15 protein-coding genes and 1 tRNA gene are annotated in these 21,321 nt (G+C 55.5%); 1 reads left to right on the top strand and 15 read right to left on the bottom strand.

The annotated features are described in order from the left end of the window. Nucleotides 1-317 precede the first annotated feature (317 nt). Nucleotides 318-4,229 (bottom strand): hypothetical protein, encoded by a 3,912-nt coding sequence (locus V3C19_RS08955; protein WP_330937077.1) that lies wholly within the window; start codon nt 4,227-4,229, stop codon nt 318-320. 309 nt (nt 4,230-4,538) lie between these two features. Here V3C19_RS08955 and V3C19_RS08950 point away from each other — a divergent pair, with 309 nt between their 5' ends. Then, the gene (locus V3C19_RS08950; protein ID WP_149873815.1) at nt 4,539-7,502 is read left to right on the top strand and encodes a hypothetical protein; all 2,964 of its coding nucleotides are present in this window, start codon (nt 4,539-4,541) and stop codon (nt 7,500-7,502) included. Nucleotides 7,503-7,635: 133 nt separating this feature from the next. Here the strand turns inward: V3C19_RS08950 and V3C19_RS08945 are convergent, their stop codons facing one another. From V3C19_RS08945 to V3C19_RS08880, 14 genes are all read right to left on the bottom strand, one after another. Continuing rightward, nucleotides 7,636-9,198, bottom strand: a complete 1,563-nt coding sequence (locus tag V3C19_RS08945) for a sodium:solute symporter (RefSeq protein WP_295932873.1) — start codon at nt 9,196-9,198, stop codon at nt 7,636-7,638. Between the two features lie 66 nt (nt 9,199-9,264). Then, complete coding sequence (locus tag V3C19_RS08940) at nt 9,265-10,872, bottom strand: CTP synthase (RefSeq protein WP_130084581.1); 1,608 nt, start codon at nt 10,870-10,872, stop codon at nt 9,265-9,267. Nucleotides 10,873-10,886: 14 nt separating this feature from the next. Then, nucleotides 10,887-11,636 (bottom strand): 3-deoxy-manno-octulosonate cytidylyltransferase, encoded by a 750-nt coding sequence (gene kdsB / locus V3C19_RS08935; RefSeq protein WP_295932871.1) that lies wholly within the window; start codon nt 11,634-11,636, stop codon nt 10,887-10,889. A 100-nt stretch (nt 11,637-11,736) separates the two neighbouring features. Beyond that, nucleotides 11,737-13,275, bottom strand: a complete 1,539-nt coding sequence (locus V3C19_RS08930) for a hypothetical protein (RefSeq protein WP_302389341.1) — start codon at nt 13,273-13,275, stop codon at nt 11,737-11,739. A gap of 51 nt (nt 13,276-13,326) precedes the next feature. After that, nucleotides 13,327-13,402: transfer RNA gene (locus V3C19_RS08925), tRNA-Ala, on the bottom strand. Between the two features lie 463 nt (nt 13,403-13,865). After that, nucleotides 13,866-14,939: a peptidylprolyl isomerase gene (locus V3C19_RS08920; RefSeq protein WP_295932867.1), complete on the bottom strand. Its 1,074-nt coding sequence runs from the start codon at nt 14,937-14,939 to the stop codon at nt 13,866-13,868. 23 nt (nt 14,940-14,962) lie between these two features. Beyond that, complete coding sequence (locus V3C19_RS08915) at nt 14,963-16,057, bottom strand: type IV pilus twitching motility protein PilT (RefSeq protein WP_130084577.1); 1,095 nt, start codon at nt 16,055-16,057, stop codon at nt 14,963-14,965. A 27-nt stretch (nt 16,058-16,084) separates the two neighbouring features. Beyond that, a complete protein-coding gene (locus V3C19_RS08910) occupies nt 16,085-17,167 on the bottom strand; it encodes a type IV pilus twitching motility protein PilT (protein ID WP_067573776.1) in 1,083 nt (360 codons plus the stop codon). A 134-nt stretch (nt 17,168-17,301) separates the two neighbouring features. Next, entirely contained in the window at nt 17,302-17,664 is a 363-nt protein-coding gene (locus tag V3C19_RS08905) for a hypothetical protein (RefSeq protein ID WP_302389340.1), read from the bottom strand. Continuing rightward, nucleotides 17,664-18,110, bottom strand: a complete 447-nt coding sequence (locus V3C19_RS08900; protein WP_067573772.1) for a phage holin family protein — start codon at nt 18,108-18,110, stop codon at nt 17,664-17,666. The genes V3C19_RS08905 and V3C19_RS08900 overlap by 1 nt, the downstream gene beginning before the upstream one ends. Before the next feature lie 59 nt (nt 18,111-18,169). Further along, nucleotides 18,170-18,496 (bottom strand): DUF883 family protein, encoded by a 327-nt coding sequence (locus V3C19_RS08895; protein ID WP_067573770.1) that lies wholly within the window; start codon nt 18,494-18,496, stop codon nt 18,170-18,172. Nucleotides 18,497-18,638: 142 nt separating this feature from the next. Then, complete coding sequence (locus tag V3C19_RS08890; protein WP_295932858.1) at nt 18,639-19,643, bottom strand: MlaD family protein; 1,005 nt, start codon at nt 19,641-19,643, stop codon at nt 18,639-18,641. An 18-nt stretch (nt 19,644-19,661) separates the two neighbouring features. Continuing rightward, complete coding sequence (locus V3C19_RS08885; protein ID WP_295932855.1) at nt 19,662-20,480, bottom strand: ATP-binding cassette domain-containing protein; 819 nt, start codon at nt 20,478-20,480, stop codon at nt 19,662-19,664. A gap of 15 nt (nt 20,481-20,495) precedes the next feature. Beyond that, complete coding sequence (locus V3C19_RS08880) at nt 20,496-21,296, bottom strand: ABC transporter permease (RefSeq protein ID WP_295932853.1); 801 nt, start codon at nt 21,294-21,296, stop codon at nt 20,496-20,498. Nucleotides 21,297-21,321 lie beyond the last annotated feature (25 nt).

Genomic DNA, 21,321 nt, shown 5'->3' with positions numbered 1-21,321 from the left:
GTTGGAAGACGGATGCTGCGGAGACAACGGCAAGTCAATAAAGCATTGTTGGGAATGCCAGTCTTGACGGGTTTTATATCCCTTGTGAAGTACATGAATGGGGAAGGCCGTGCAAGCTTAAAATAGGGATGTGGAATATTATGCAACAAGAAAAAACGAAACCTGGAGACGGCGGCCCGCAGATAAAAAGCCGCCGCGTTCCGGGAAAAGGAAGGCGGCGGCTGTCAATGATTGCCGAATGCTGAAAGAAAAGGGCGGTAGGAAAAGGGGAGGGATTCCCGGACAGGAAGCCCTTCAACCCATTTTTTACTTCTTTATCACACCTCTTCAGGTGAGAGCCATCGGAAGGAAACAATGTTGAAGCGGCGGCCAAAAGCCTTGTTCACCGCACTCAAATCCGTCGTTTCCAGCGCCCCGGTCTTCATGTTCACCTTCGTTGCCGCCGTCTCGGGACTGTTCACAGGGTCCACGTAGTTGATGCCACGCTGCACCACCGCCTCGCACCACGCACGGGAAAGCACCACTCCCTCCCGGCTCGTCACTTCTCCGTAGGCGCGGATTGTAAACGTGTCGTCGCGCGTCGTCAGGATGTTGCCCAGCACCGCAAGCACGTCCGACTGGATCAGGTAGCCGGGAGCCGCCGTGAAGACCGACCCCTTGGCCGCATCCGCGTTCGGATAACCCGCCTTGGGTGTGATGACCATGTCCGTGAGTTCGTCAAAGGTGCTGTTGATCGAGCTTTCGTCAATGGCCGCCTGAAGCGCCCCCTTCACCCCCATCTCTCCGCTCTGCAGGCGGCGGTTGATGAAGTCGGACATGTTCAGGAAGGGGCCCCTCTTCTTGACTTCCTTGACCATGTTGTCGGCCAGTGCGCGGATCTGCGTGTCGCTGAGCGTGCGCAGGTCCGACCAGGCCATGGCCTCCCCGTCGGGGATGCCGTTGGTGATGCCAATGGAGCCGTAGTCGTCCACGTGGGACTTGTTGCTGCTGGCCACCCCGAAGCGGGAGAAATTGGCCTGGTTGCCGCTCAGCACCGAGGGCCTGCCGTTGGAAGAGTAGAGGAGCTTGCGGTTCTTGAGGCCCATGAGCATGGCCTCCCAGGCTCTCCGGGAGGTGGAGTTGACGTTGAAGCCCCCGGCGATGGGAAGGTACTTGGCGGAGAGCTTGTAGCCCTCGTCGGTTTTGGCCAGTTCGTCGATGACCGCTTCGGCGGGCTTGCCCTGAAGGTCCGGGGAGAGGCGCCTGTTGGCAATGCCTGCGGCCTTGTTGGAGGAAGTGTCCGTGGAGAAGGCCTCCTTGAGGACGGCCTTGAGGTCCTCTTTGGCGGAGCCGCCGATGCTGCGGGGCCGCGCGGCCAGGGATGAGGTGAACCAGGAGTCCCAGAGGGCGTCGTTGATCATCAGTCCGTGGTCCCAGAAGTCTCCCAGGGAGGCGTCGCCCATGATTTCATTGTGGGAGAATACCTTGTCGGCAGGCAGCATGGGGTCGGCAAAGGAGTTTCCGATGCCCACGCCCGGAACGCCTGACTGGTAGGCGAAGCGCTTGGCGATGGCAGCTTTGGAGTCGGTCTTGTACCATCCGGGAGTAAGCCTGAATCCTGCGAATCCGGCGAGGCTGGAGGGCTGCTGGAATGGGAGTTCGGCGGCCACAATCTTGTTGACCTGTTCGGCGCCGGGTCCGCCGAAGGGGGAGAGGCGGGTGCCGTCGTTGGAGAGGATGTTGGAGATGGTGATGGGGAAGAAGTCGCTGTTGGCATTTTTGACCTCGAACTGGTAGGGGCTGTATGAGCGTCCGAGTTCGGATGCGGTGGGCATCTGGCCGCCCCAGAAGAGGGGGCTGGAGTGCTGCCAAGTCTTGGCGCGGTAGTCCTTGCCTTCCGGGTAGGCTCCGATGACCGGAGGCTTGCCCCATTTTACTGAAACCCCGTAGTAGGCTACGAATGTGGAGTCCTCTGCCGCAGTACCGTAAAAGCCCCGGCGTTTTCTGTTGTCATCCGGTCCTTCATTGTCCAGGAACATGTCGGCCGGGAGCTTGACTTGATCAAGCAGGGGCTTTTCCCAGGCACCCCAGTTGAGGTTTAGGATAGCAGGCATGGCTTTGGCAAATACGGCAGGGTCACTGCCGTTTGATAATGAACCGGATTGGCCTAGCTGTCTGGGATTCATGATCCCGGAAACCATGACAAGAGTACCGAGTTTTTTGGATTGAGAGGAAAATTCATCCGTGTATTTCGTGCAGAGGACAATGTTGTGCGGCGTATAATTGAGGTCGTCCAGATCTTCCGCAAATTTAATGGACATCATGGCGGTGCCTCTGTCCTCATAGCCGCTTCCGGATAAATACTGATATTGAATACCGTCAGCCTGGTTGATGGCATAGGAACTGACCTGCCCCGGATCCTGAGTCCAGCCTTCCTTGAAGGCGAAGTTGTCCACGCGGATGTCATTTTTGTTGGCCTTGGACTGGGTGACCGCGTTGCCATGTTCAATTTTGGCTACGACAGGATGTGCAAAAATGACGATTTCTCCGGCTTTAAGTACGGAAGGTTCTCCCGCCTTGCCTACGCCGCCAGAAAGCAATTCCGAAGTTTTACGGAACGACGCTCCGAAGTCGGCAATCTGCCTGTTGTTGTAACCGTCATTGGGTGAATAGGGAGAGAATGGAGATTCGGAATAAGTCGCTGAAGAGGGATCCCAATTCTCAATCAGGTTGGCCTGCATGCGTGAATAGTTGTTCGTCTGCATGATCGGCATGTATCGGTGTTCCCCGAAGTAGGAGCCCCAGGGGCCGCCGTCCGCCCCGGTGAACGTCATGTCCACGTTGTACGGGTTCCACCACACGTACACCGGGATGACGGAGACGCGCACGTCAATGTGGCCGCCGCGGGAGCCGTGTTGGGCGTTGCGCTTGACGTAGTTGATCCCCACGAAGGAATAGAAGCGCAGCAGGATGGGATGGCGCATGTAGGTGTAGCGGTTGTCCATCATTTCCATGTTGGCGGAGGCGTCCGCGGCTACCAGCGTGCTGGGCGTCTGCCCATTCCATTGCAGTGTGGCGGAGGCATCCTGGCCGTCCCTTTTGGTTGAAGAGTCCCACACATTGGCCCACAGGTGGAGCTGGTTCCAGGAGCCTATCGGCCGGTTCTGTTCCGTCGGAGTTCCGTCCTCCGTGGCGTAGGGACGCAGGCCGATGTCCGCCGTATCTCCACGGAACTCCTCAGGCAGTTTTTCCTGGGAAAGAAGAATGTTCAAGTCCTTCTTCAAGCCACCGAATTTGGAATCCGTCTGGAGGCTGGAAGAAACCAGGGTGATGTCATGGTAAAGCTCTCCCAGGTCTTTCAGGCGGCCGTTTTTGCTGTTGGCAAGAAGCGTGTCACGGGAGATCAATTTTCTGGCTGCAGATGAATCGTCGCTGGAGCTTTCCGACATTAATGAGGCAATATTGAGGGTGTCCAGATCCGGGCCGGGGGTATCCCAGGTGGAGCGCAGAACGGTCAGTGCGTCAGTGCTTTCCTGGGAGGCATGGGGCATCAGGTTGATGCGCGCCTTCTGGTTTTCCGGCGTAATCCACCAGGCAATGTACTTGCGCGTGTTGGCATTCTTTTTCAGCCCCGTATTCTTTGAAGAATCATCCACGCGTACAGGGCGGACATGAATTTCCTTTTTATCCTGGTTGCGGGCTCCCACCGGGGTTCCTACGGTGCCGGGGCCCAGCAGGCAGACACTGCGGGAACTGCGGTTGGAACGGGTCCTTTGCCCCAGAAGGTTTTTTCCGGCTTCCAGGGTGCTGAGCCTGCGAAGGTCGGGGTCGGAAATCAGCCAGCGGCGGAACATGGAGCTTCTGCCCGTATCGTAGGTGGAAGCAATGCTCATGCCTGAGGAATTATTCCTGTTGAGCCAGGTGTCCCAGCTGTTCCAGGCGCCCAGGATGTAGGGGGAGCTTCCTTCGCTGGTGCCGGAAGAGAGAATGCCGGAGTTGGCGGAAACACGCTGGTCGGGTCCCAGCTCGCACTGGAGCTGTCCCAGGGATACTTCCAGGGAGAATCTGGCCAGGGACTTGGCCTCAGCAGCGAAGAGCTGTTTCTCGGAGATGCGCACCTGGGAGGATGCGATGGTAAGAAGGCCTACGCTCAGGAGGGCCAGGAGCATCATCAGGGTGATGGTGGCAATGAGAGCGAAACCCTTGCTGACGTGTTTAATAGGGCGTTTTTTGGAAGGTTTGATCTTCATGAAAAGCTATGGTTTTTAGCGAGACGTCTTCCTATTAGTTTGGAGTTGCCAAGCCATCCACTAATATGGAAAGGCGAAAAGCCAATTCTTATCTCTGAACCTTATAAAAAGCGGAGGGTGCATGCAAGCCTAAAATTGGTTGAAAAAGGATGCTGAAACCTTGTTTTCCGAACCGGAATTTTCCCTTTATTTGAGCTCTGAGATGAATTGGAATAATATTTTTATTCATTTATAATCAAATGTTTTATTGAGGTTATAAAGATAAATGCGGATTCCAAATTCGGCGGTTTGAAGAAGGACTTGAATATTATGCTGTCCCAGGAAAAACTGCCTGAGGAATTCCGTGGAGACACGGCGGACATCGGCCTGCGTCCCTACGCCACGGAGGACGGAACTCCGACGGAACAGAACCGGCCGATAGGCTCCTGGAACCAGCTCCACCTGTGGGCCAATGTGTGGGACTCTTCAACCAAAAGGGACGGCCAGGATGCCTCCGCCGCGCTGGAATGGAATGGACAGACGCCCAGCACGCTGGTAGCCGCGGACGCTTCCGCCAACATGGGAATGATGGACAACCGCTACACCTACATGCGCCATCCCATCCTGCTGCGTTACTACAATTTCATTGGGACCTATCTGACAAAGAACGATTTCCAGGCCCAGAACGGCGGCTGGATCAACACGTCCGTCTCCGTCATCCCCGTCTTTGTCTGGTGGAACCCGTACAATGTGGACATGAAAATGGAAGGGGCGTCCGGCTCCCCGTGGGGTTCCTACTTCGGGGAACACCGTTTCATGCCCATGCTGTTTGCGGACAATGTCAACGGAAGCAGCCAGCCTCTTTCCGACTTGAGAAGATATACGGAACATCCGCTGACTCCTTACACCCAGGGCTCCTATGGCGCCGTAAATGACCGCCAGATTGCCGACTTCGGCGCTTCCTACAGAAAGTCGGCACGCCTGAACGACAGCACCGGAGAGGTAAACAAGGGGGACGTATCCATCCTCAAGGCCGGGGAAATCGTCGTCTTTGCCCTTCCCTCCACCACGCGTACCGACAAAATCCAGCAAGGAGCCGTTTACAAATCCAAAATCAACGGGAATGACATCCGGACGGACAACTTCGCCCTTCGGGAAGGCTGGCCGCAGGACCTGAGCGAGATGGCTTCCTACGGCGTCAACATTTATACGGGACTCCAGTACCAGTATTTTGAAAACACCGAATTCGACACGCCTACCAAATATACGTTCTGGGCCCGGTTTGCGGAAACGGATGATGAACTGGTGGGCAACAATGGCAACAAATCATGGGGCACTCCTCCCGACCATGTTCTGTGCCATAAGTATACGGACGAGTTTTCCTCGGCATCCAAAAAGCTGCGCACGTTTGTCATGGGCGCCGGGCTCATGAACCCCGGCCAGATAGGGAAGCCTACGACGCTCTCCGGCTCCTCCACAACCGATCCGGAAGTTTTCGCTAAAATCTCCCCTGCCATGCTCAACCTGAACTGGGGATTTGAAGAACAAATCATCCAGGCCACAAGGATTCCGACGACCGGATGGACCAACAATACCAGCGGAGACTCCAATGAAAACGATTCCAAGCGGGGCAAATTCGCAGAACCGGAATCCGGAGGACCGTATCCCTACTTCATCGCCTATTATGGAGTCTCCGCCAAATGGGGCAAGACTCCCGTCGTAGGCGCCTACCCGGAAGGCAAGGACTACCGCGCCAAGACTTGGCAGCACTCCAGCCCCCTCTTCTGGGGCGGCCAGATGCCCACCGCATCCGAACTCGGACGCTCATACAGCCCCTACCAGTTCGAGGTCAAGCAATCCAACAGCGACTTCTTCCAGATCACCATCTCCAACATCCTCTCCAACGACGGCACCCGACTCTCTCCCTTCGGCGGACCCGGCGCCGAACAGGTCAACAAGATTGTGGCCGCCGAACTCCCATTCCAGCAGCCCTCCAGCCTCGCCGGATTCGCAGGATTCAGGCTCACCCCCGGATGGTACAAGACCGATTCCAGGGCTGCCATCGCCAAGCGCTTCGCCTACCAGTCAGGCGTTCCGGGCGTGGGCATCGGAAACTCCTTTGCCGACCCCATGCTGCCTGCCGACAAGGTATTCTCCCACAATGAAATCATGGGCGACGCCTCCCTGGGAGACTTCTGGGACCACGGACTGATGATCAACGACGCCCTCTGGGACTCCTGGTTCACCTCATCCCTGGCCGCGCGGCCCCGCAGCATCGGCGGCTCCGCCAAAGAGGACCTCAAGGCCGTCCTCAAGGAGGCCTTCTCCACGGACACTTCCTCCAACAAGGCCGCAGGCATTGCCAACAGGCGCCTCTCCCCGGACCTTCAGGGCAAGCCCGCCGAAGCGGTCATCGACGAACTGGCCAAAACCGACGAGGGCTACAAGCTCTCCGCCAAGTACCTTCCCATCGCCGGGGGCTTCAACGTCAACTCCACCTCCCGGAGAGCCTGGGAGGCCATGCTCATGGGCCTCAAGAACCGCAAGCTCCTCTACTCTTCCAACGGCAGGCCCTCGGTGCTGAGCGGCAACCAGGCCAATTTCTCCCGCTTCGGGGTGGCCAGCAGCAACAAGTCCCACGTGGACGACTACGGCTCCATTGGCATCACCAACGGCATCCCCGACGGGGAGGCCATGGCCTGGTCGGACCTGCGCACGCTCAGCGACACGCAGATCCGCGCACTGGCCGACAACATGGTCAAGGAAGTCAAGAAGAGGGGCCCCTTCCTGAACATGTCCGACTTCATCAACCGCCGCCTGCAGAGCGGAGAGATGGGGGTGAAGGGGGCGCTTCAGGCGGCCATTGACGAAAGCTCGATCAACAGCACCTTTGACGAACTCACGGACATGGTCATCACACCCAAGGCGGGTTATCCGAACGCGGATGCGGCCAAGGGGTCGGTCTTCACGGCGGCTCCCGGCTACCTGATCCAGTCGGACGTGCTTGCGGTGCTGGGCAACATCCTGACGACGCGCGACGACACGTTTACAATCCGCGCCTACGGAGAAGTGACGAGCCGGGAGGGAGTGGTGCTTTCCCGTGCGTGGTGCGAGGCGGTGGTGCAGCGAGGGATCAACTACGTGGACCCTGTGAACAGTCCCGAGACGGCGGCAACGAAGGTGAACATGAAGACCGGGGCGCTGGAAACGACGGATTTGAGTGCGGTGAACAAGGCTTTTGGCCGCCGCTTCAACATTGTTTCCTTCCGATGGCTCTCACCTGAAGAGGTGTGATGCGTGGAGAAAAGGAGAGGGGTAAAGGTAACAGCGTTTGTCCGGAGGGAGTCCGTGGCACGCGTCGGGTTCCTTGCATGTCCCCAGGTTTTTCTTGTCCGTAAATTGTGATTCCGGGAAGGAATAATGCCCTTTAACGGGGAAGTTCGTGACGGCTGCGGAAGCACAGTCCGACGAAGAATGTTGCCAGGGTGCCGATGGTGACGCGCCAGGGAAAGGCTATTTCCGGAATATGCTGTTCCCAGGAAGCCGGGAGAGGAATGAGTCCGGTCAGAACAGCTATGACGATGAAGCCTGCCGCCATGGCAAGGATGTTGCCGGTGTCGTTGCCCCTGGTGCGGGTCAGCATTCCCAGCAGGAAGATGCCGAGCAGGGATCCATACGTGTAGCCGAAGATGCCGAGAGCAATTTGGATAATGCGTACTTCCGGATGATGTACTACGTACCAGGCCGTGACGGAGCCCACCATAATGAGCAGCAGGGAAAATCCCACCGTGCCCCACCGCACGCACCGGAGCAGCTGGCGTTCCGTGGCGTCCGGCTTGAAGATGCCCTGGTACCAGTCCTTCGTGGCGGTGGTCGCTAGGGAATTGAGTGCTGTGGACAGAGACCCCATGGCGGTTGCGAGCAGTCCGGCGATGAGTAGCCCGCGGACTCCGCCGGGCAGTTCATGAATGATGAAGTAGGGGAATACGTGCAATTTGGGCGTGTCTGCGGGCAGGGCTGCCGGATTGTACTGGTAAAAGACGTACAGGAGAATGCCCGTGAAGAGGAACAGGAGGACGATGGGGAAGTCCATCAGGCCGGATACAATGACTGCGCGGGTTCCGGCCTTGCTGTTTTTTGCGGCCAGCATGCGCTGAACCATGTCTTGGTCTGTCCCATGGGTAGCCATCGTGATGAACGTAGCACCCAGAAATGCTGCCCATATCGTATATTCTTGTCCTAGAATATGGGAGCACTGTTCCAGGAAACCGAGTCCTTTTTCCGTTCCCCAGGAAAAGAATTTCCAGTCATCCCCTCCGTTCATGGCGGCAGAGATGGAATCCCAGCCTCCGGGAATGTGGGCGAACAGAATCCAGAGGGCGGAGAGCATGGAGACGCCGAGTACCGCCGCCTGAAGTACGTCTGTCCAGACGACAGCTTTCAGTCCGCCTATGGCCGTATAAATGGTGGTGGCAATGCTGATGATGACCAGAGCAACAATGTAGAGCAGGACTATCTGTTCGGAATCCGCCGGAGTATTGGTAGCGAACTGGTAGGCAATGACGAGCAGAATGCCTGCAAAGTAAAGCCTGGTTCCGCTGGCCAGAACCCGGCTGATCAGGAAGACCATGGAAGCGGTGCGTCTGGTCAAGAGGCCGAACCGTTTTTCCAGGTATTCATAAATGGAGACTACTTTGTATTCGTAATAAGGTTTGAGAAAGAGCTTGCCGACGATAATACGGCCCAGAATCGTGCCTATGCAGAGCTGGGCATAGGTGAAGTTGCGGGTATGGTAGCCTTCCCCCGGCGCTCCCAGGAAGGTGGCCGCGCTGATTTCCGCAGCCAGGATGGAGGCCAGGATGGCCCACCAGGGCAGGGAACGGTTTCCCAGAGCATAATCCGTCAGGGTTTTTTGTTTGCGGCCCGCGTAGATGCCAATGCCGAAGATGGCCAGAAAGTAGGTGGCTATGACGAGGGAGTCCGTAAACATGCCGGGAGAGGAAGAGTTTTTCCGGAATTTCAGCTCCGGAAAAATTCTTGCAGGTCAGGGATGGGATCAGGAGCGGCTTTTATATTCCAGCGCTGCAGAGACCAAGCCGGAGAAGAGCGGATGAGCCCTGTTGGGTGCTGACTGGAATTCCGGATGGTACTGGCAGGCGATGAAGAAGGGGTGGGTTGGGAGTTCCACTACCTCCACCAGTCCGTGCTCATCGTTGATGGCGCTGATGACCAGACCCGCTTTTTCCAGATCTTCACGGTAGGCTGGGTTGAACTCGTAACGGTGGCGGTGGCGTTCGTTGACGTTATCTTTGCCGTAAAGCTTGTGTGCCAGGGTTCCCGGTGTGATCAGTGCCTTGTAGGCGCCCAGGCGCATGGTGGCCCCCATGTTTTCAATGCCTTTCTGTTCTTCCTGAAGGCAGATGACGGGGTAGGGGGTAGCCTTGTTGAATTCCGTGGAGTTGGCGTCGTCCATGCCGCAAATGTGGCGTGCATATTCAATAACGGCTACCTGCATGCCCAGGCAGATGCCCATGAAGGGAATGCCCTTGGTGCGCGCATATTGTACGGCTTGTATTTTTCCTTCAATACCCCGGTCGCCGAAGCCGCCGGGCACCAAAAGGCCATCCACGGAACCGATCAGGGCTTCCGCTCCCTTTTCTTCCAGTTCTTCCGCATCCACCCGCAGGATTTCCACGCGGGCGTCATTTTCCGCGCCGGCATGGGTAAAGGATTCATAAATGGACTTATAGGCATCCTGAAGGGCGATGTATTTGCCGACAACGGCGATTCTTACGGAATGGCTGGGGCTGACGACCCTGCCTACGTAGCGCTGCCAGTCCGCCAGATTCGGGGGAGGGACGTCCAGTCCCAGGCGTTTTGTCACGATGCGGTCGATTTTGTCCTGGCTGAGGTCCAGGGGGCATTCGTAAATGGTGTTTTTCACGTCACGGAACGCAATGACATTTTTAGCCTCTACGTTGCAGAACATGGCGATTTTGCGGCGTTCGTCCTCGCTCATGTCGTATTCCGTCCGGCAGATGATGACGTCGGGTTGAATGCCGATTTCCCGGAGTTTTGCAACGGATTGCTGCGTAGGCTTAGTTTTCATCTCCCCGGCCGCCTTGATGTAGGGGAGCAGGGTGACGTGGATGAAACAGACGTTGTCCCGGCCCACTTCTAGGGCAAATTGGCGGAGGGCTTCCAGGAAGATGTGGCCTTCCATGTCTCCTACCGTGCCTCCGATTTCCGTGATGATGATGTCCACGTCGGATTTTTCCGTCACTTCATAGAGCCTGTTCTTGATTTCATCCGTAACGTGGGGGATGTATTGGACCGTCTTGCCCAGGTAGTCGCCGCGGCGTTCCTTTCTCAATACGTTTTCAAAGACTTGCCCGGAGGTGAGGTTGTTGAGGCGGGAAAGGCTGCAATGGACGAAGCGTTCATAGTGCCCCAGGTCCAGGTCCGTTTCCGCACCGTCATTCAGAACGTACACTTCTCCATGCTGGAACGGGCTCATGGTGCCCGGATCCACGTTGAGGTAGGGATCGAATTTCTGCAGGGTCACTTTCAGTCCGCAGCGTTCCAGCAGAGTGCCGATGGATGCGGCTGCCAAGCCCTTGCCCAGAGATGATACGACGCCGCCTGTGACGAAGATGTATTTCATGATAATGTCTGTTCCTAGTGTGTGTTTAATAAAATCTGTTCGACCTGGGCCGCCTGTTCCGGCGTATCCACTCCCACGCTGACATGGTCCGTCAGGATGACTCTGATTTTGGCCCCATTTTCCAGTGCGCGCAATTGTTCCAGGGATTCCGTGAGTTCCAGGGGGGTAGGTTTCCAGCGGACATAGTTTGCAAGGAAGTCCCGGCGGTAGGCATAAATGCCAAGATGCCTGAGGGGCGGGGAAATACGTGAATTGCGGGCGAATGGGATGGCGGACCGGGAAAAATAAAGCGCATCTCCGCTGCCGGCAAGAACCACTTTTACAATGTTGGGATTGTCCAGGTCTTCTTCTCTGTCAATGGGGCAGGCGACAGTGGCCATGGGAAGGGCGGGATCTGCAGCCAGCACACCGGCCAGACGGTCAATCAGGGCCGGATCGATGAGAGGCTCATCCCCCTGGATGTTGACGATATGGGTGGCGGAGGGAAATGCCTGGACAGCTTCCGCCAAGCGGTCGCTACCGCTGGGATGGTCCGGAGAAGTCATGATGGCTTTTGCCCCGAACGCCAGCGCGGCCTCAAAAATGCGTTCGTCATCCGTGGCGATAGCCATATCGTCCAGCCGGCTGCACTGGGAGACCCGCTCCCATACGTGTTGGACAAGTGGTTTTCCGGCAATGGGATGAAGGGGTTTGCCCGGGAATCTGGAGGAACCCCAGCGCGCAGGGATAAGGCCAATGATATGGTGGAAAGGGGCGGATGCCATGGAGAGGTTAAACGTTTCGGGACCTTATCAATTCCCCTCCGAATAGTCCAGCCTCAAGCACTGGAAGAAGACGGTTTTTCCGAAAAGTGCATCGGAATATTCAGCAGGGAATCCCGGAAGAGCTGGGAAGTCCAGGTTTTTCTTCCTTCTGCTGTATCATGAGAGGAACATATTCCCTGCGCATATGGATGGAAATGTACAATCCCTCCCTTTTGGCACAGCAGAACAAGATCTTGATGATTCCCAGTGAAATGATGTCCGCAGTAATGTAAGTATTATCCCCAAAAATGAAAAAGAAACTCAGAGGACGGGTAAAGTAAATGGCTGCAACGAATAGAATACCCAGGCTGTATTTGTTGTAGCGGTAAATGCGGCCGACCTGCCATGCATAGACCATGCCGATGACGGATATGATGGAATATAATGTGAGACCTACATATCCAATGGTCTGGATAGTAGATACCGGGCCGCTGTGCCATAATCCGTTCCAGGCAAAGGAGATCTGGTTGGAATTGGTGAGATGGTACGCTTCTTCGTAAATATTTGCTTTGAGGATATTGATGTCGCGCGCGAATCCATCGCCGAACACCTTATCCTGAATGAATTTTTCCCTGTCGTCAAAAGCCCATGCCCACATTTCCACTCTCCATTGAATGGAAGCCATCGCATCCTCTCTAGCTTGGGAACTGACTTCGAGAAAGGGGAGGACAGATAAGACACGTTGTACCCCAAAAGGAAGTTCAAGCAAGGTTTTTGAGGAAGAAAAAAGCATAAGTATACCTAGCCCTAGAATAGGGGCTACAATGCTGACAAACCATCGCTTATAAAGTAAGGAGACGATAAAAAAGAGCAACAGAATAACGGCAAGGGAAGAACGGAATCCACTAATTAAAATGCCTGCGCATGCCGAGACTGCCAATAATCCCCACCAGGGGCGTTTAATCATCTGCCATGCAGAATATTTTAAGATAAGCACTTGAAGTACCAGTACGGAAAAGGCTAGGAAAGAGGAATTTCGTGTGTCTCCGTTCGTTCCTCCTCCCGCACTCCCCTCCATCCCTTCTCCTGACTCGGGAGAGAGTAATGCCCTTGCCGTTTGGACCAATGTAAAGAAAAGGATCAGGGCAATAGACCATTGGAGTACTTTTCCTAGATCCTGGCTGTTTGTTTTCAATGAAGACAGACATACATAGGCCAGCAGCGCCTGCAGAAACATGATATAGCCCTTACCTCCATAGTAATCTTCCAGAATGTTTATTCCCAGTCCAAAGGGATGAGTCAGAAAAACATAGGCAACATGGATGAAAAGAAGGAAAATTAAGGTATCCAGCAGAGGAATAGAATTCCAGGTCAAGCTGGAGCGTCTGAGCATGACATTCCATAAATAAAAGGGCAGCACGACAGAATAGGCGAATAGGGGAGCATAGGAATTAATTGAAAAAGGAATAAAGAGAGGAGGAATGAGTATCCAGAGATACCATACCTTTTCCTTCATCATGTAGAGCGCTGCCAGGGCGAACGGGGCTATGGCAAGGGCAATGGAAACTGGATCGCCGTCTGCGGATACAAGACCCCCGACAATGGCGAGAAGAATGGCAATGACTGAAATCAGTGTAATCTTGAATAAATCGCCATTCATAACGCGGTCTGAAATTCTGTACGGAACAAACCGGCAGCAGAAAAAGATGGATGGTGGAGTATAGGGGATTCGAACCCCTGACCTTCTCATTGCGAACGAGACGCTCTACCAACTGAGCTAATACCCCTCTAGGAATTACCGGAGGCAAGCTACTCGACATCCTTGTGGAGATCAAGCACAATTGAATACAGGAAGGCAATTTTTTTATAATGCCCTTAAGCATATAGCGGCCCCTTTACTGCGGTGTGTTGAAAACCCGCGGAAATCAGAGGAATCCCTGATGAATTGTTGTTTCTTCGCCCCTATTGATAATATGCGGATGAAGTTCCGTGCTCAATAGGTTAGAATTTATTTTATTTCAGGCGGTCCTGATTTTCTTTCCTGTTCCGTGTAGCAGCAAATTTGTATCGCGGGAAGGAGAATGCTTTTTAGCAAGATCATCTTTCTCCGGATTTTGCCAAGGAGAGATTCCTCGTGATGACAGATCATTCCGGCAATGAATGCGGCAGAAGAATAACGCCTCCTTCCAAATGAAAAATAAGAAAGATGCCGTGGGGGATCGCCCGGTTCTTCCGGAACTCCGGTGTGGTTTAATGTTTTTGTTTGTTTTTGATGCGGTTTTTAAGATGGGCTTCTTCAATAAGACCGTCCATGTATAATCCTGTGGCTTGCGCCCTTCTGAAGCTTTGGGCTGCATTTCTCAAAGCAGGCAGCACCTCCTCATAGGATGGGACGCGTCCTTTCTTCAAGGGGGAGGCTTCCATGATGTGCCATCCCCATTTGCTTTTGACGAGCACAGGCGTGTTGTCAGGCAGGGAGGCAATGTCCAGATCCAAGGTTTCCGCAGTACGGGCCGGGTTGATCCAGCCCAGGGAGCCTCCGGCGGAAGCCGTCTGTTCATCTTCGCTGGTACTTTTGGCAAGCCGTTCGAAGGATTCTCCGGCCCGCAGGCGCGCCAACAGGGCTTCAGCCGCCTGCTTGACCTGATTGTCGTCCTTGTGCAGGGTGGAGAGGAAAATGTGTCTGGCCTGCCGCAAATCCGGCGTTTTAAGCCTGTCCTTGACCAGATTGTAGTAGATTTTCAGTTCTTCGTCGGTAGGATCCGCAACCTTGATGGTTGCGCGGTAAAGCTGTTCCGTCTGCTTGAGGCGGGCGGCAATTTTCTGCCGGAGCTGCTCTTCGTTGAGTTTCTGGCCGTGGAGCATTTCCAAATATTTCTCCCTGTCGCCGTCAAAACGGGACTGGATTTGCTTTTCCGCCTGGGCGGCTTCCGCATTGCGGTTGGGGAGCTGCAAATCGTTGACCCGGGTTTTCAGGCGCAGGAGAGAGGAGCTGATGAGGTCATATCTAGCACGGGGGACCAGCTCCTTCTGCACATCCAGTTCATGGGTGAGCGTCATGCCGTCTCCCATGTCCAGCACGGCGGGCTGGCGCAGAATGCCCAGCTCCGCAATTCTCCTGTTCAGCTGGTTGGCGGTAAGCGGTTCTCCGTAAACTTCCGCGATGCGTTCGGAATTGTCTCCGGGCGGCCCCGGCATGGGTTTCAGGTAGGCATCCATCCTGCCCGCCAGGAAGCCGTGCCAAATGAACAAGTCCCCCACCAGATAGAGCAGGAACGCTCCATAGATCACGAGCTTGAACGTGAATTTTCCGGTGGGGGACATAAGGGGCAAGGTACGACGGAGGCTTAGTTTCCACCACCGGAATCCGCCAGACGGGCCGACTCGGGGGGCAGGAAGTTGCGGAACCTCTTCTTTTCAATGCTCTTCATGTAAGCTTCTTCCGGGGAAACGATGCCCTGCTGGAGCTTTTGCCAGATGGCGTCGTCCATGAATTGCATCCCCATGGATTTGCCGCCCACGATGACATCCGGAATCTTTTGCGTAGCGCCTTCGCGGATGATGGCGCCCACGGCGGGAGTGGCAAAGAGGATTTCATTGACGGCCACGCGTCCCGGCTTGTCGCTGCGCTTCATCAGGAGCTGGGCCACGACGCCGCGGAGGGAACCCGCAAGCATGGTGCGCACCTGTGACTGCTGATCGGAGGGGAAGACGTCAATAATACGGTCAATGGTTTTACTGGCGTTGTTCGTGTGCAGGGTACCGAAGACCAGAAGGCCGGTTTCCGCGGCGGTGAGAGCCAGGGAGATGGTTTCCAGGTCGCGCATTTCCCCCACAAGCACGATGTCGGAGTCTTCGCGGAGGGAAGCCCGCAAGCCGTCCGCGAAGGAAGGCGTCTGCAGGGGAACCTCCCTCTGGGTGACGATGGATTTTTTATTGGGGTGGACGAATTCGATAGGTTCTTCCACCGTGATGATATGCCGTGCCTGGTTGCTGTTGATGTAGTCGATGATGGCGGCCAGCGTGGTGGATTTACCGGAACCGGTGGGGCCGGTAACCAGCACCAGGCCGGACCTCATGTGGGCGAATTCCTTGACCACCGTTGGAACGCCCAGCTCTTCCAGCGTAGCGATTTTTGTGGGAATGAGACGGAAGACGGCGCCCAGTCCATGCTGCTGCTTAAAGTAGTTGCAGCGGAAGCGGGAAGTTTCGTCCATTTCATAGGCAAAGTCCAGATCGCCTTCTTCCAGATATTTCTGGAATGCCTGCGGGTCGCAGATTTCCGAGAGCAGGGTCTTGAATGCCTGGCCTTCCAGATTTTCATCAGAGATGGCGGAAATGGTGCCGTTGACACGGATTTTTGGGGGCTGGCCTTCGCTGAGGTGAAGGTCGGAGCCTCCGGATTCTACGAGATATTTGAAGTATTGGTCGATAACAGCCATAACAGGAATGTGTCAAAGTTAAAGAGGTTACTTGATGCCCAGGAAGGCTTTCATGATGGTTTTGTCTTCCGAGCGGAAGAGACAGTCGTCTGCGGTGATGAGCCCCGCCTGGTAAAGGGCCCTGAGTGAGTCGTCCATCAGAATCATGCCCTGGGCCTTTCCTGTCTGGATGCAGCCGGGAATCATGAAGGTCTTGCCTTCGCGGATGCAGTTGGCAATGGCGGGCGTGTTGACGAGCATTTCAATGGCGAGGGCGCGGCCGTTGCCGTCCGCCCTGGGAACAAGCTGCTGGGAAATGATGCCGCGCAGGGATTCACTGACCATGATGCGGATCTGGTCGCGCTGTTCCACCGGGAAGACGTCCAGCACGCGGTCCACCGTGCGGGCTGCGGATCCCGTGTGCAGCGTGCCGAGCACCAGGTGGCCCGTTTCTGCGGCGGTGAGGGCCAGGGAAATGGTTTCCAGGTCGCGCATTTCCCCCACCATGATGACGTCCGGGTCTTCACGGAGCGCGCCGCGCAGAGCCCGTGCGAAGGATTCCGTGTGCTTGTGCACTTCACGCTGGTTGACGTGGCAGTTTTTGGAGGGAATGATGTATTCGATGGGGTCTTCAAGCGTAATGATGTGGTCGTGGCGGTCCTGGTTGATGAAGTCCACGATGGAAGCCAGCGTGGTTGATTTACCGGAACCCACGGAGCCCGTCACCAGAATGAGGCCGTTGGTGTAGCGGGTCAGAGGCACCACATAGTCCGTCGGCAGCCCGATTTCCTCCATGGTGCGGACTTTCGTGTTGATGATACGGAAGCAGATGTCGTAGCCCAGGCGCTGCTTGACGACGGAGGCGCGGTAGCGGCCGAAGTCGTTGGCATAGGCAAAGTCCACGTCGCCGCGCTGCTGAAGGCGGTTCCATTCAGGCTCCTCCAGGAATCCCCTGGCCAGGATTTCCGTGTCCTTGGGGGTGAGGTTGGGGGCTTCTTCCCAGATGGGCAGAAGCTGGCCGAACCGGCGCCATGTGGGGCGGCTGTTGACGGCAAGGTGGATATCGGAACAGTCAAAGTCCTGTCCAAGCTTAAGATATCCGTCGACGTGGGGCAAAATGTATTCGCTCATGTTTTGAATGCAGCAAACTGATAAAGCTACATACTAGCGGAAAGGGGCCTTTTTTGACCAGCAAAAAATAAAAAGTCCTCCACTTTCGGAACCGCCGTAAAAATAGCGTTTTTCCTTTGTCGGGCAGGGAACCGTCAATGGCTCCGGAATTTGAACAGACTGAGGATTTTTTTGTTGGCCAGGTCAAATCCCAGCTTTTTCAGGGAGGGGAAGGCCAGGGTAATCAGGATTTCAATAATGAACCTGAACATGGAGGAATTGACCAGTCCTCCGGGCAGGCCGGACAGGCGCGGACGCGCCGGGGCCGGATGGCTCTTTTTTCCCGTGAGCATTTTGATGAGCAGAATGCCTCCCACTGTGCCGACGATGGAACCGATCACAGGAATGGACATGGCTCTTTTTTTCAGCTGCCGGAGATGGTCCACCTGATGCTGCACCTTCTGGGTGAAAGCGTCGGTCTCATTGACGATGTCCAGCCGGGAAGTGGCTACCTGCATCAGGAGTTCGAGCTTTTTTTGAGAGCCATTTGCAGACATGATAAATCCGTTTTAAGTTCTTCCGCCGTAGCGGGGGCGATGGGAGTGACGCGAATGCGGCTGAACATGGCCAGAGCAATGGCGGCAACCAGAATGTGGAACCCGGCCGTCACGGCAAGCCCTGCGATGATGTTCCAATAATAGGCCATGATCATGGTCAGCAGGCACCATACGAAGAGGTAGCCGAAGAGGGCCATGAAGGCGGCCAGCAGGAGCAGGGCCATTTTTTGGCCCAGCCGTTTGGACGCTTCTTCCAGCTCCAGCTTGAGCAGGCCGTACAAGGCTTCCAAATGGGAGAGTGCGGCCGCACCGGCTTCCCGGAGAGAACGCGCCATAGCCATCCCTTCCTCTTTTTCCTCCATGACCGGGGTGACGAAGGTGCGTTTGAATTTGTCGATCAGACCCATGGCACGAATTGGACGGAAGGGGAGGCGCCATGCGCGCGGGACGCATGGCGCGGGACAGATTAACGGCGGCGGATGAGGAGTCCGATCAGGAGACCCACGCCCATGGCGATGAGCATGGACTGGGTGGGCTTTTCCTTCACGTATTCTTCACTGGCTTCATGAAGATGCTTGGCCTTGTCGCGGATGACCACTCCCTTTTCCTGGGCGTAATCGCGGATGGTGCCCGCCTGTTCCGTAGCTGCCTTGCGTATTTGGTTTACTTTGGCCGCAGCGAAAGCCCGGGCCTGGTGAAATCTGGTAACGGCCATGTCGCGGGCGGAGGGGCAGGAGCAGCTGGCATCCGTTGCTGTTACGGTCGGTTCAAGTTCGGTTTGATTGTCTTGCATGATTGATTAGAGTGTTAAGGTTGAATTCCTGTTGAAAACATGTCGGCTTACATGTGTTCGCCTCTCACATTAGGGATTTTTAGCATTCTTCCCACTAATGGCAAGTGTGTAAAACGGCTTCATGCGGAATTGTGGGCCGCTGTCAGCGTCGGCTGCCGGAAAAACCGCCGCGCGGGTCGGGTTTGATCTGAGGCTCGTTCGGGTTCCGGTAGCGGAGAATGCCGTAATCCCTCAGGTTGCGAATGAATTCCTGGGCGTTGGCGCGGAAGCGGGCGTCATAAAGCAGCAGGCCCAGGAAGCCCTGGTTCTTGCGTGCATCCGCCGTAACGGAGGCAATGTGGTCGGAAGCCTTGCGCAGGGCGGTGAGCGTGGAGGGAATTTCCTTGATGGCCGGATCCAGTCTCTCCAGCTTGTCTTCCACTCCGTCAATGATCTTGCGGGCATCCTGGATGGTTTCCTTCATGGAGACTATGGACGTCCTGGTCTCTTCCATCAGGCCGGGGAGTTCTTTCCCCGTCTTGTCCATGTTCATCAGTACCCCCTTGACGTATTGAAGGTTTTCCTTGTCCAGAAGGCCTTCATTGATGAGTTTGGTGGTCTTTGACACGCCTTTGGCCGCCTCGCTGATGTTGAGAAGGGCTTCGTCAATATTGCCGGAATTTTTTTCTATCCGTTTCAGGATGGCCAGTATTTCCTCGCTGGCGACCACGGCATTGTTCTTGAGCTTGCTGATGTCGCTTTCCGCCTGCCCTATGATGGTTTCATGAGGCTGGATGTACTGGTCCGTGGGCGGGGAAGGGGGGACGATTTCAATATACTTGTCTCCCAGAATATTCTGCATGTCTATGCGGAAGACGGAACCCACCTGGATTTTTACGCCGCGCTGGATGCTGGCTTCCAGCATCACTTCATTGCCGGAAGGCAGAAGTTCCGGGGCCTTGGTGACCTTTCCCACGGAAACGCCGCCCAGCCGTATCTGGGAATCCTTGATGAGACCCGCCGAATCCTTGAAAATGATGTTGATGGGGTAAGTTTGTTCCTTGGTGGTTTTCAACCCTCCAAAGCCCAGAATGACCCCCAGGATCATGAGTATTCCGGCAATCAGGAAAATGCCTACCCATGTTTCCGGTTTAAGTTTTTGCTTCATGTTATGATGGCGGTTTTTCTATTGGTTTCTTTCCCGTTCCGCGTGTTCCAGCAGAACCCGTTGAAAATTTTCATGCATTCCCGCCAGGGAGGCCCAGTCTTCCCCGGAATCCCCGTACAGGAACTTTTTCAGGACCGGATCTTCGGAATGCAGCAGTTCCTCCGGCGTGCCGGTCCAGTAAACCGTTCCCTCCCGTAGATAGACGATTTTGTCCGCAATGCGGATCACGCTGGGCATGTCATGGGAGACGATGACGGTGGTAATGCCCTTGTCCTTGCAGATCTGGCGGATCAGGAAGCTGATGCTGTCCGTGACGATGGGGTCCAGGCCAGCCGTAGGTTCGTCGTACAGCAGGCATTCCGGCGTCATGACGATGGCCCTGGCTACGGCTACGCGCTTGATCATGCCTCCGGAAAGATTTGCGGGCATTTTTTCTTCCTGTCCTGAAAGACCGACGGATTCGAGAGCTGCGGAAATCCGGGAATCCAGTTCTTCTTCATTTTTCAGCCCGGCTTCCCGCAAGGGAAAGGCTACGTTCTCCCCCACGCTGAGGGAGTCGAACAAGGCTCCCTGCTGGAACATGAATCCGATTTTGTTCCGTATTTCCCTTTTCACTTTTTCCGGGACATTGCTGATGCGCCTGCCGTCTATCTCCACATAGCCGTCCAGAGGGTCCATCAGGCCGTCCAAATGCTTTAAAATGACGCTTTTCCCGGCTCCGGAGCCGCCGATTAGAGCCAAAAGCTCCCCTTTGTCCGCATCAAAACTCACGCCTTTCAGCACCTCCTGGGAACCAAAGCTTTGCTTGAGCTGGCTTACGCGAATGTATGGCTGCATGGCTTGGAATAGAGTTTACCTCATGAACCCCATGGGGAAGATGGAGTTGAGAATCATGGTCAGGATGAAGTTGGCAATAAGCAGCGCCACGGAGGCATACACCATGGCTTGCATGGTGGACTTGCCCACTCCCACGGCCCCGTTTCTAGTATTCAGGCCTTCCCGACAGGAAATGAGAGAAATGATGAGTCCGAAGACCAGCGCCTTGACCAGCGCTACAATGATGTCCCCCATGGCTACGAATTTGCTCATAAAGTGCATCCAGTATGCCTGGTCCACGTTGAAGGCCGTAATGCTGACGATGAAGGCGGAGAGGATGCCCACCAGCACGGCTTCCATCATCAGGATGGGCATGGAAATAAGCATGGCCTGGATGCGTGGTTTCACCAGGTAATCCACGGGGTCCACGTTCATGGACTTAAGGGCGTCCACCTGTTCCGTCACTTTCATGGTGCCGATTTCCGCTGCCATGGCGGACCCCACGCGCCCCGCAAGCATCAGACCGGTGATGACAGGCCCCAGTTCCCGGAACATGCCCACCGCGACGACGGCCCCCCCCATGGTTTCCATCCTCACCGTCTGAAGCTGGAACAGGGTCTGTGCCTCCAGCACGGCTCCCGTAAAGGCTCCGGTAATGATGACGACGGGTTGGGACTGCACGCCTATTTTTGCAATTTGTTCCACAAGGACGCGCATCCGGAACTTTCCGGTCCACATGCAGGCGCACACCTGGTACATCAGCAGTCCGATTGATCCCAGACGATCAATCAGGCCAATGGCGGTGCGGCCAACCATGGTGGCTACATAAAACTGCATGGCCTCTACTAATCACTTATTCCGT

This window comes from Akkermansia sp. AE01SA01, assembly GCF_036417395.1.
Taxonomy (GTDB): Bacteria; Verrucomicrobiota; Verrucomicrobiia; order Verrucomicrobiales; family Akkermansiaceae; genus Akkermansia.
Note: the sequence above shows the minus strand (reverse complement) of the source record. Positions and strands in the feature narration are given on the sequence as shown.

Bases quoted from the DNA above. Each gene is read 5' to 3' on its own strand.
- V3C19_RS08955 (WP_330937077.1), bottom strand. From the start codon at position 4,229: ATGAAGATCAAACCTTCCAAAAAACGCCCTATTAAACACGTCAGCAAG.
- V3C19_RS08950 (WP_149873815.1), top strand. From the start codon at position 4,539: ATGCTGTCCCAGGAAAAACTGCCTGAGGAATTCCGTGGAGACACGGCG.
- V3C19_RS08945 (WP_295932873.1), bottom strand. From the start codon at position 9,198: ATGTTTACGGACTCCCTCGTCATAGCCACCTACTTTCTGGCCATCTTC.
- V3C19_RS08940 (WP_130084581.1), bottom strand. From the start codon at position 10,872: ATGAAATACATCTTCGTCACAGGCGGCGTCGTATCATCTCTGGGCAAG.
- kdsB (WP_295932871.1), bottom strand. From the start codon at position 11,636: ATGGCATCCGCCCCTTTCCACCATATCATTGGCCTTATCCCTGCGCGC.
- V3C19_RS08930 (WP_302389341.1), bottom strand. From the start codon at position 13,275: ATGAATGGCGATTTATTCAAGATTACACTGATTTCAGTCATTGCCATT.
- V3C19_RS08920 (WP_295932867.1), bottom strand. From the start codon at position 14,939: ATGTCCCCCACCGGAAAATTCACGTTCAAGCTCGTGATCTATGGAGCG.
- V3C19_RS08915 (WP_130084577.1), bottom strand. From the start codon at position 16,057: ATGGCTGTTATCGACCAATACTTCAAATATCTCGTAGAATCCGGAGGC.
- V3C19_RS08910 (WP_067573776.1), bottom strand. From the start codon at position 17,167: ATGAGCGAATACATTTTGCCCCACGTCGACGGATATCTTAAGCTTGGA.
- V3C19_RS08905 (WP_302389340.1), bottom strand. From the start codon at position 17,664: ATGCAGGTAGCCACTTCCCGGCTGGACATCGTCAATGAGACCGACGCT.
- V3C19_RS08900 (WP_067573772.1), bottom strand. From the start codon at position 18,110: ATGGGTCTGATCGACAAATTCAAACGCACCTTCGTCACCCCGGTCATG.
- V3C19_RS08895 (WP_067573770.1), bottom strand. From the start codon at position 18,496: ATGCAAGACAATCAAACCGAACTTGAACCGACCGTAACAGCAACGGAT.
- V3C19_RS08890 (WP_295932858.1), bottom strand. From the start codon at position 19,643: ATGAAGCAAAAACTTAAACCGGAAACATGGGTAGGCATTTTCCTGATT.
- V3C19_RS08885 (WP_295932855.1), bottom strand. From the start codon at position 20,480: ATGCAGCCATACATTCGCGTAAGCCAGCTCAAGCAAAGCTTTGGTTCC.
- V3C19_RS08880 (WP_295932853.1), bottom strand. From the start codon at position 21,296: ATGCAGTTTTATGTAGCCACCATGGTTGGCCGCACCGCCATTGGCCTG.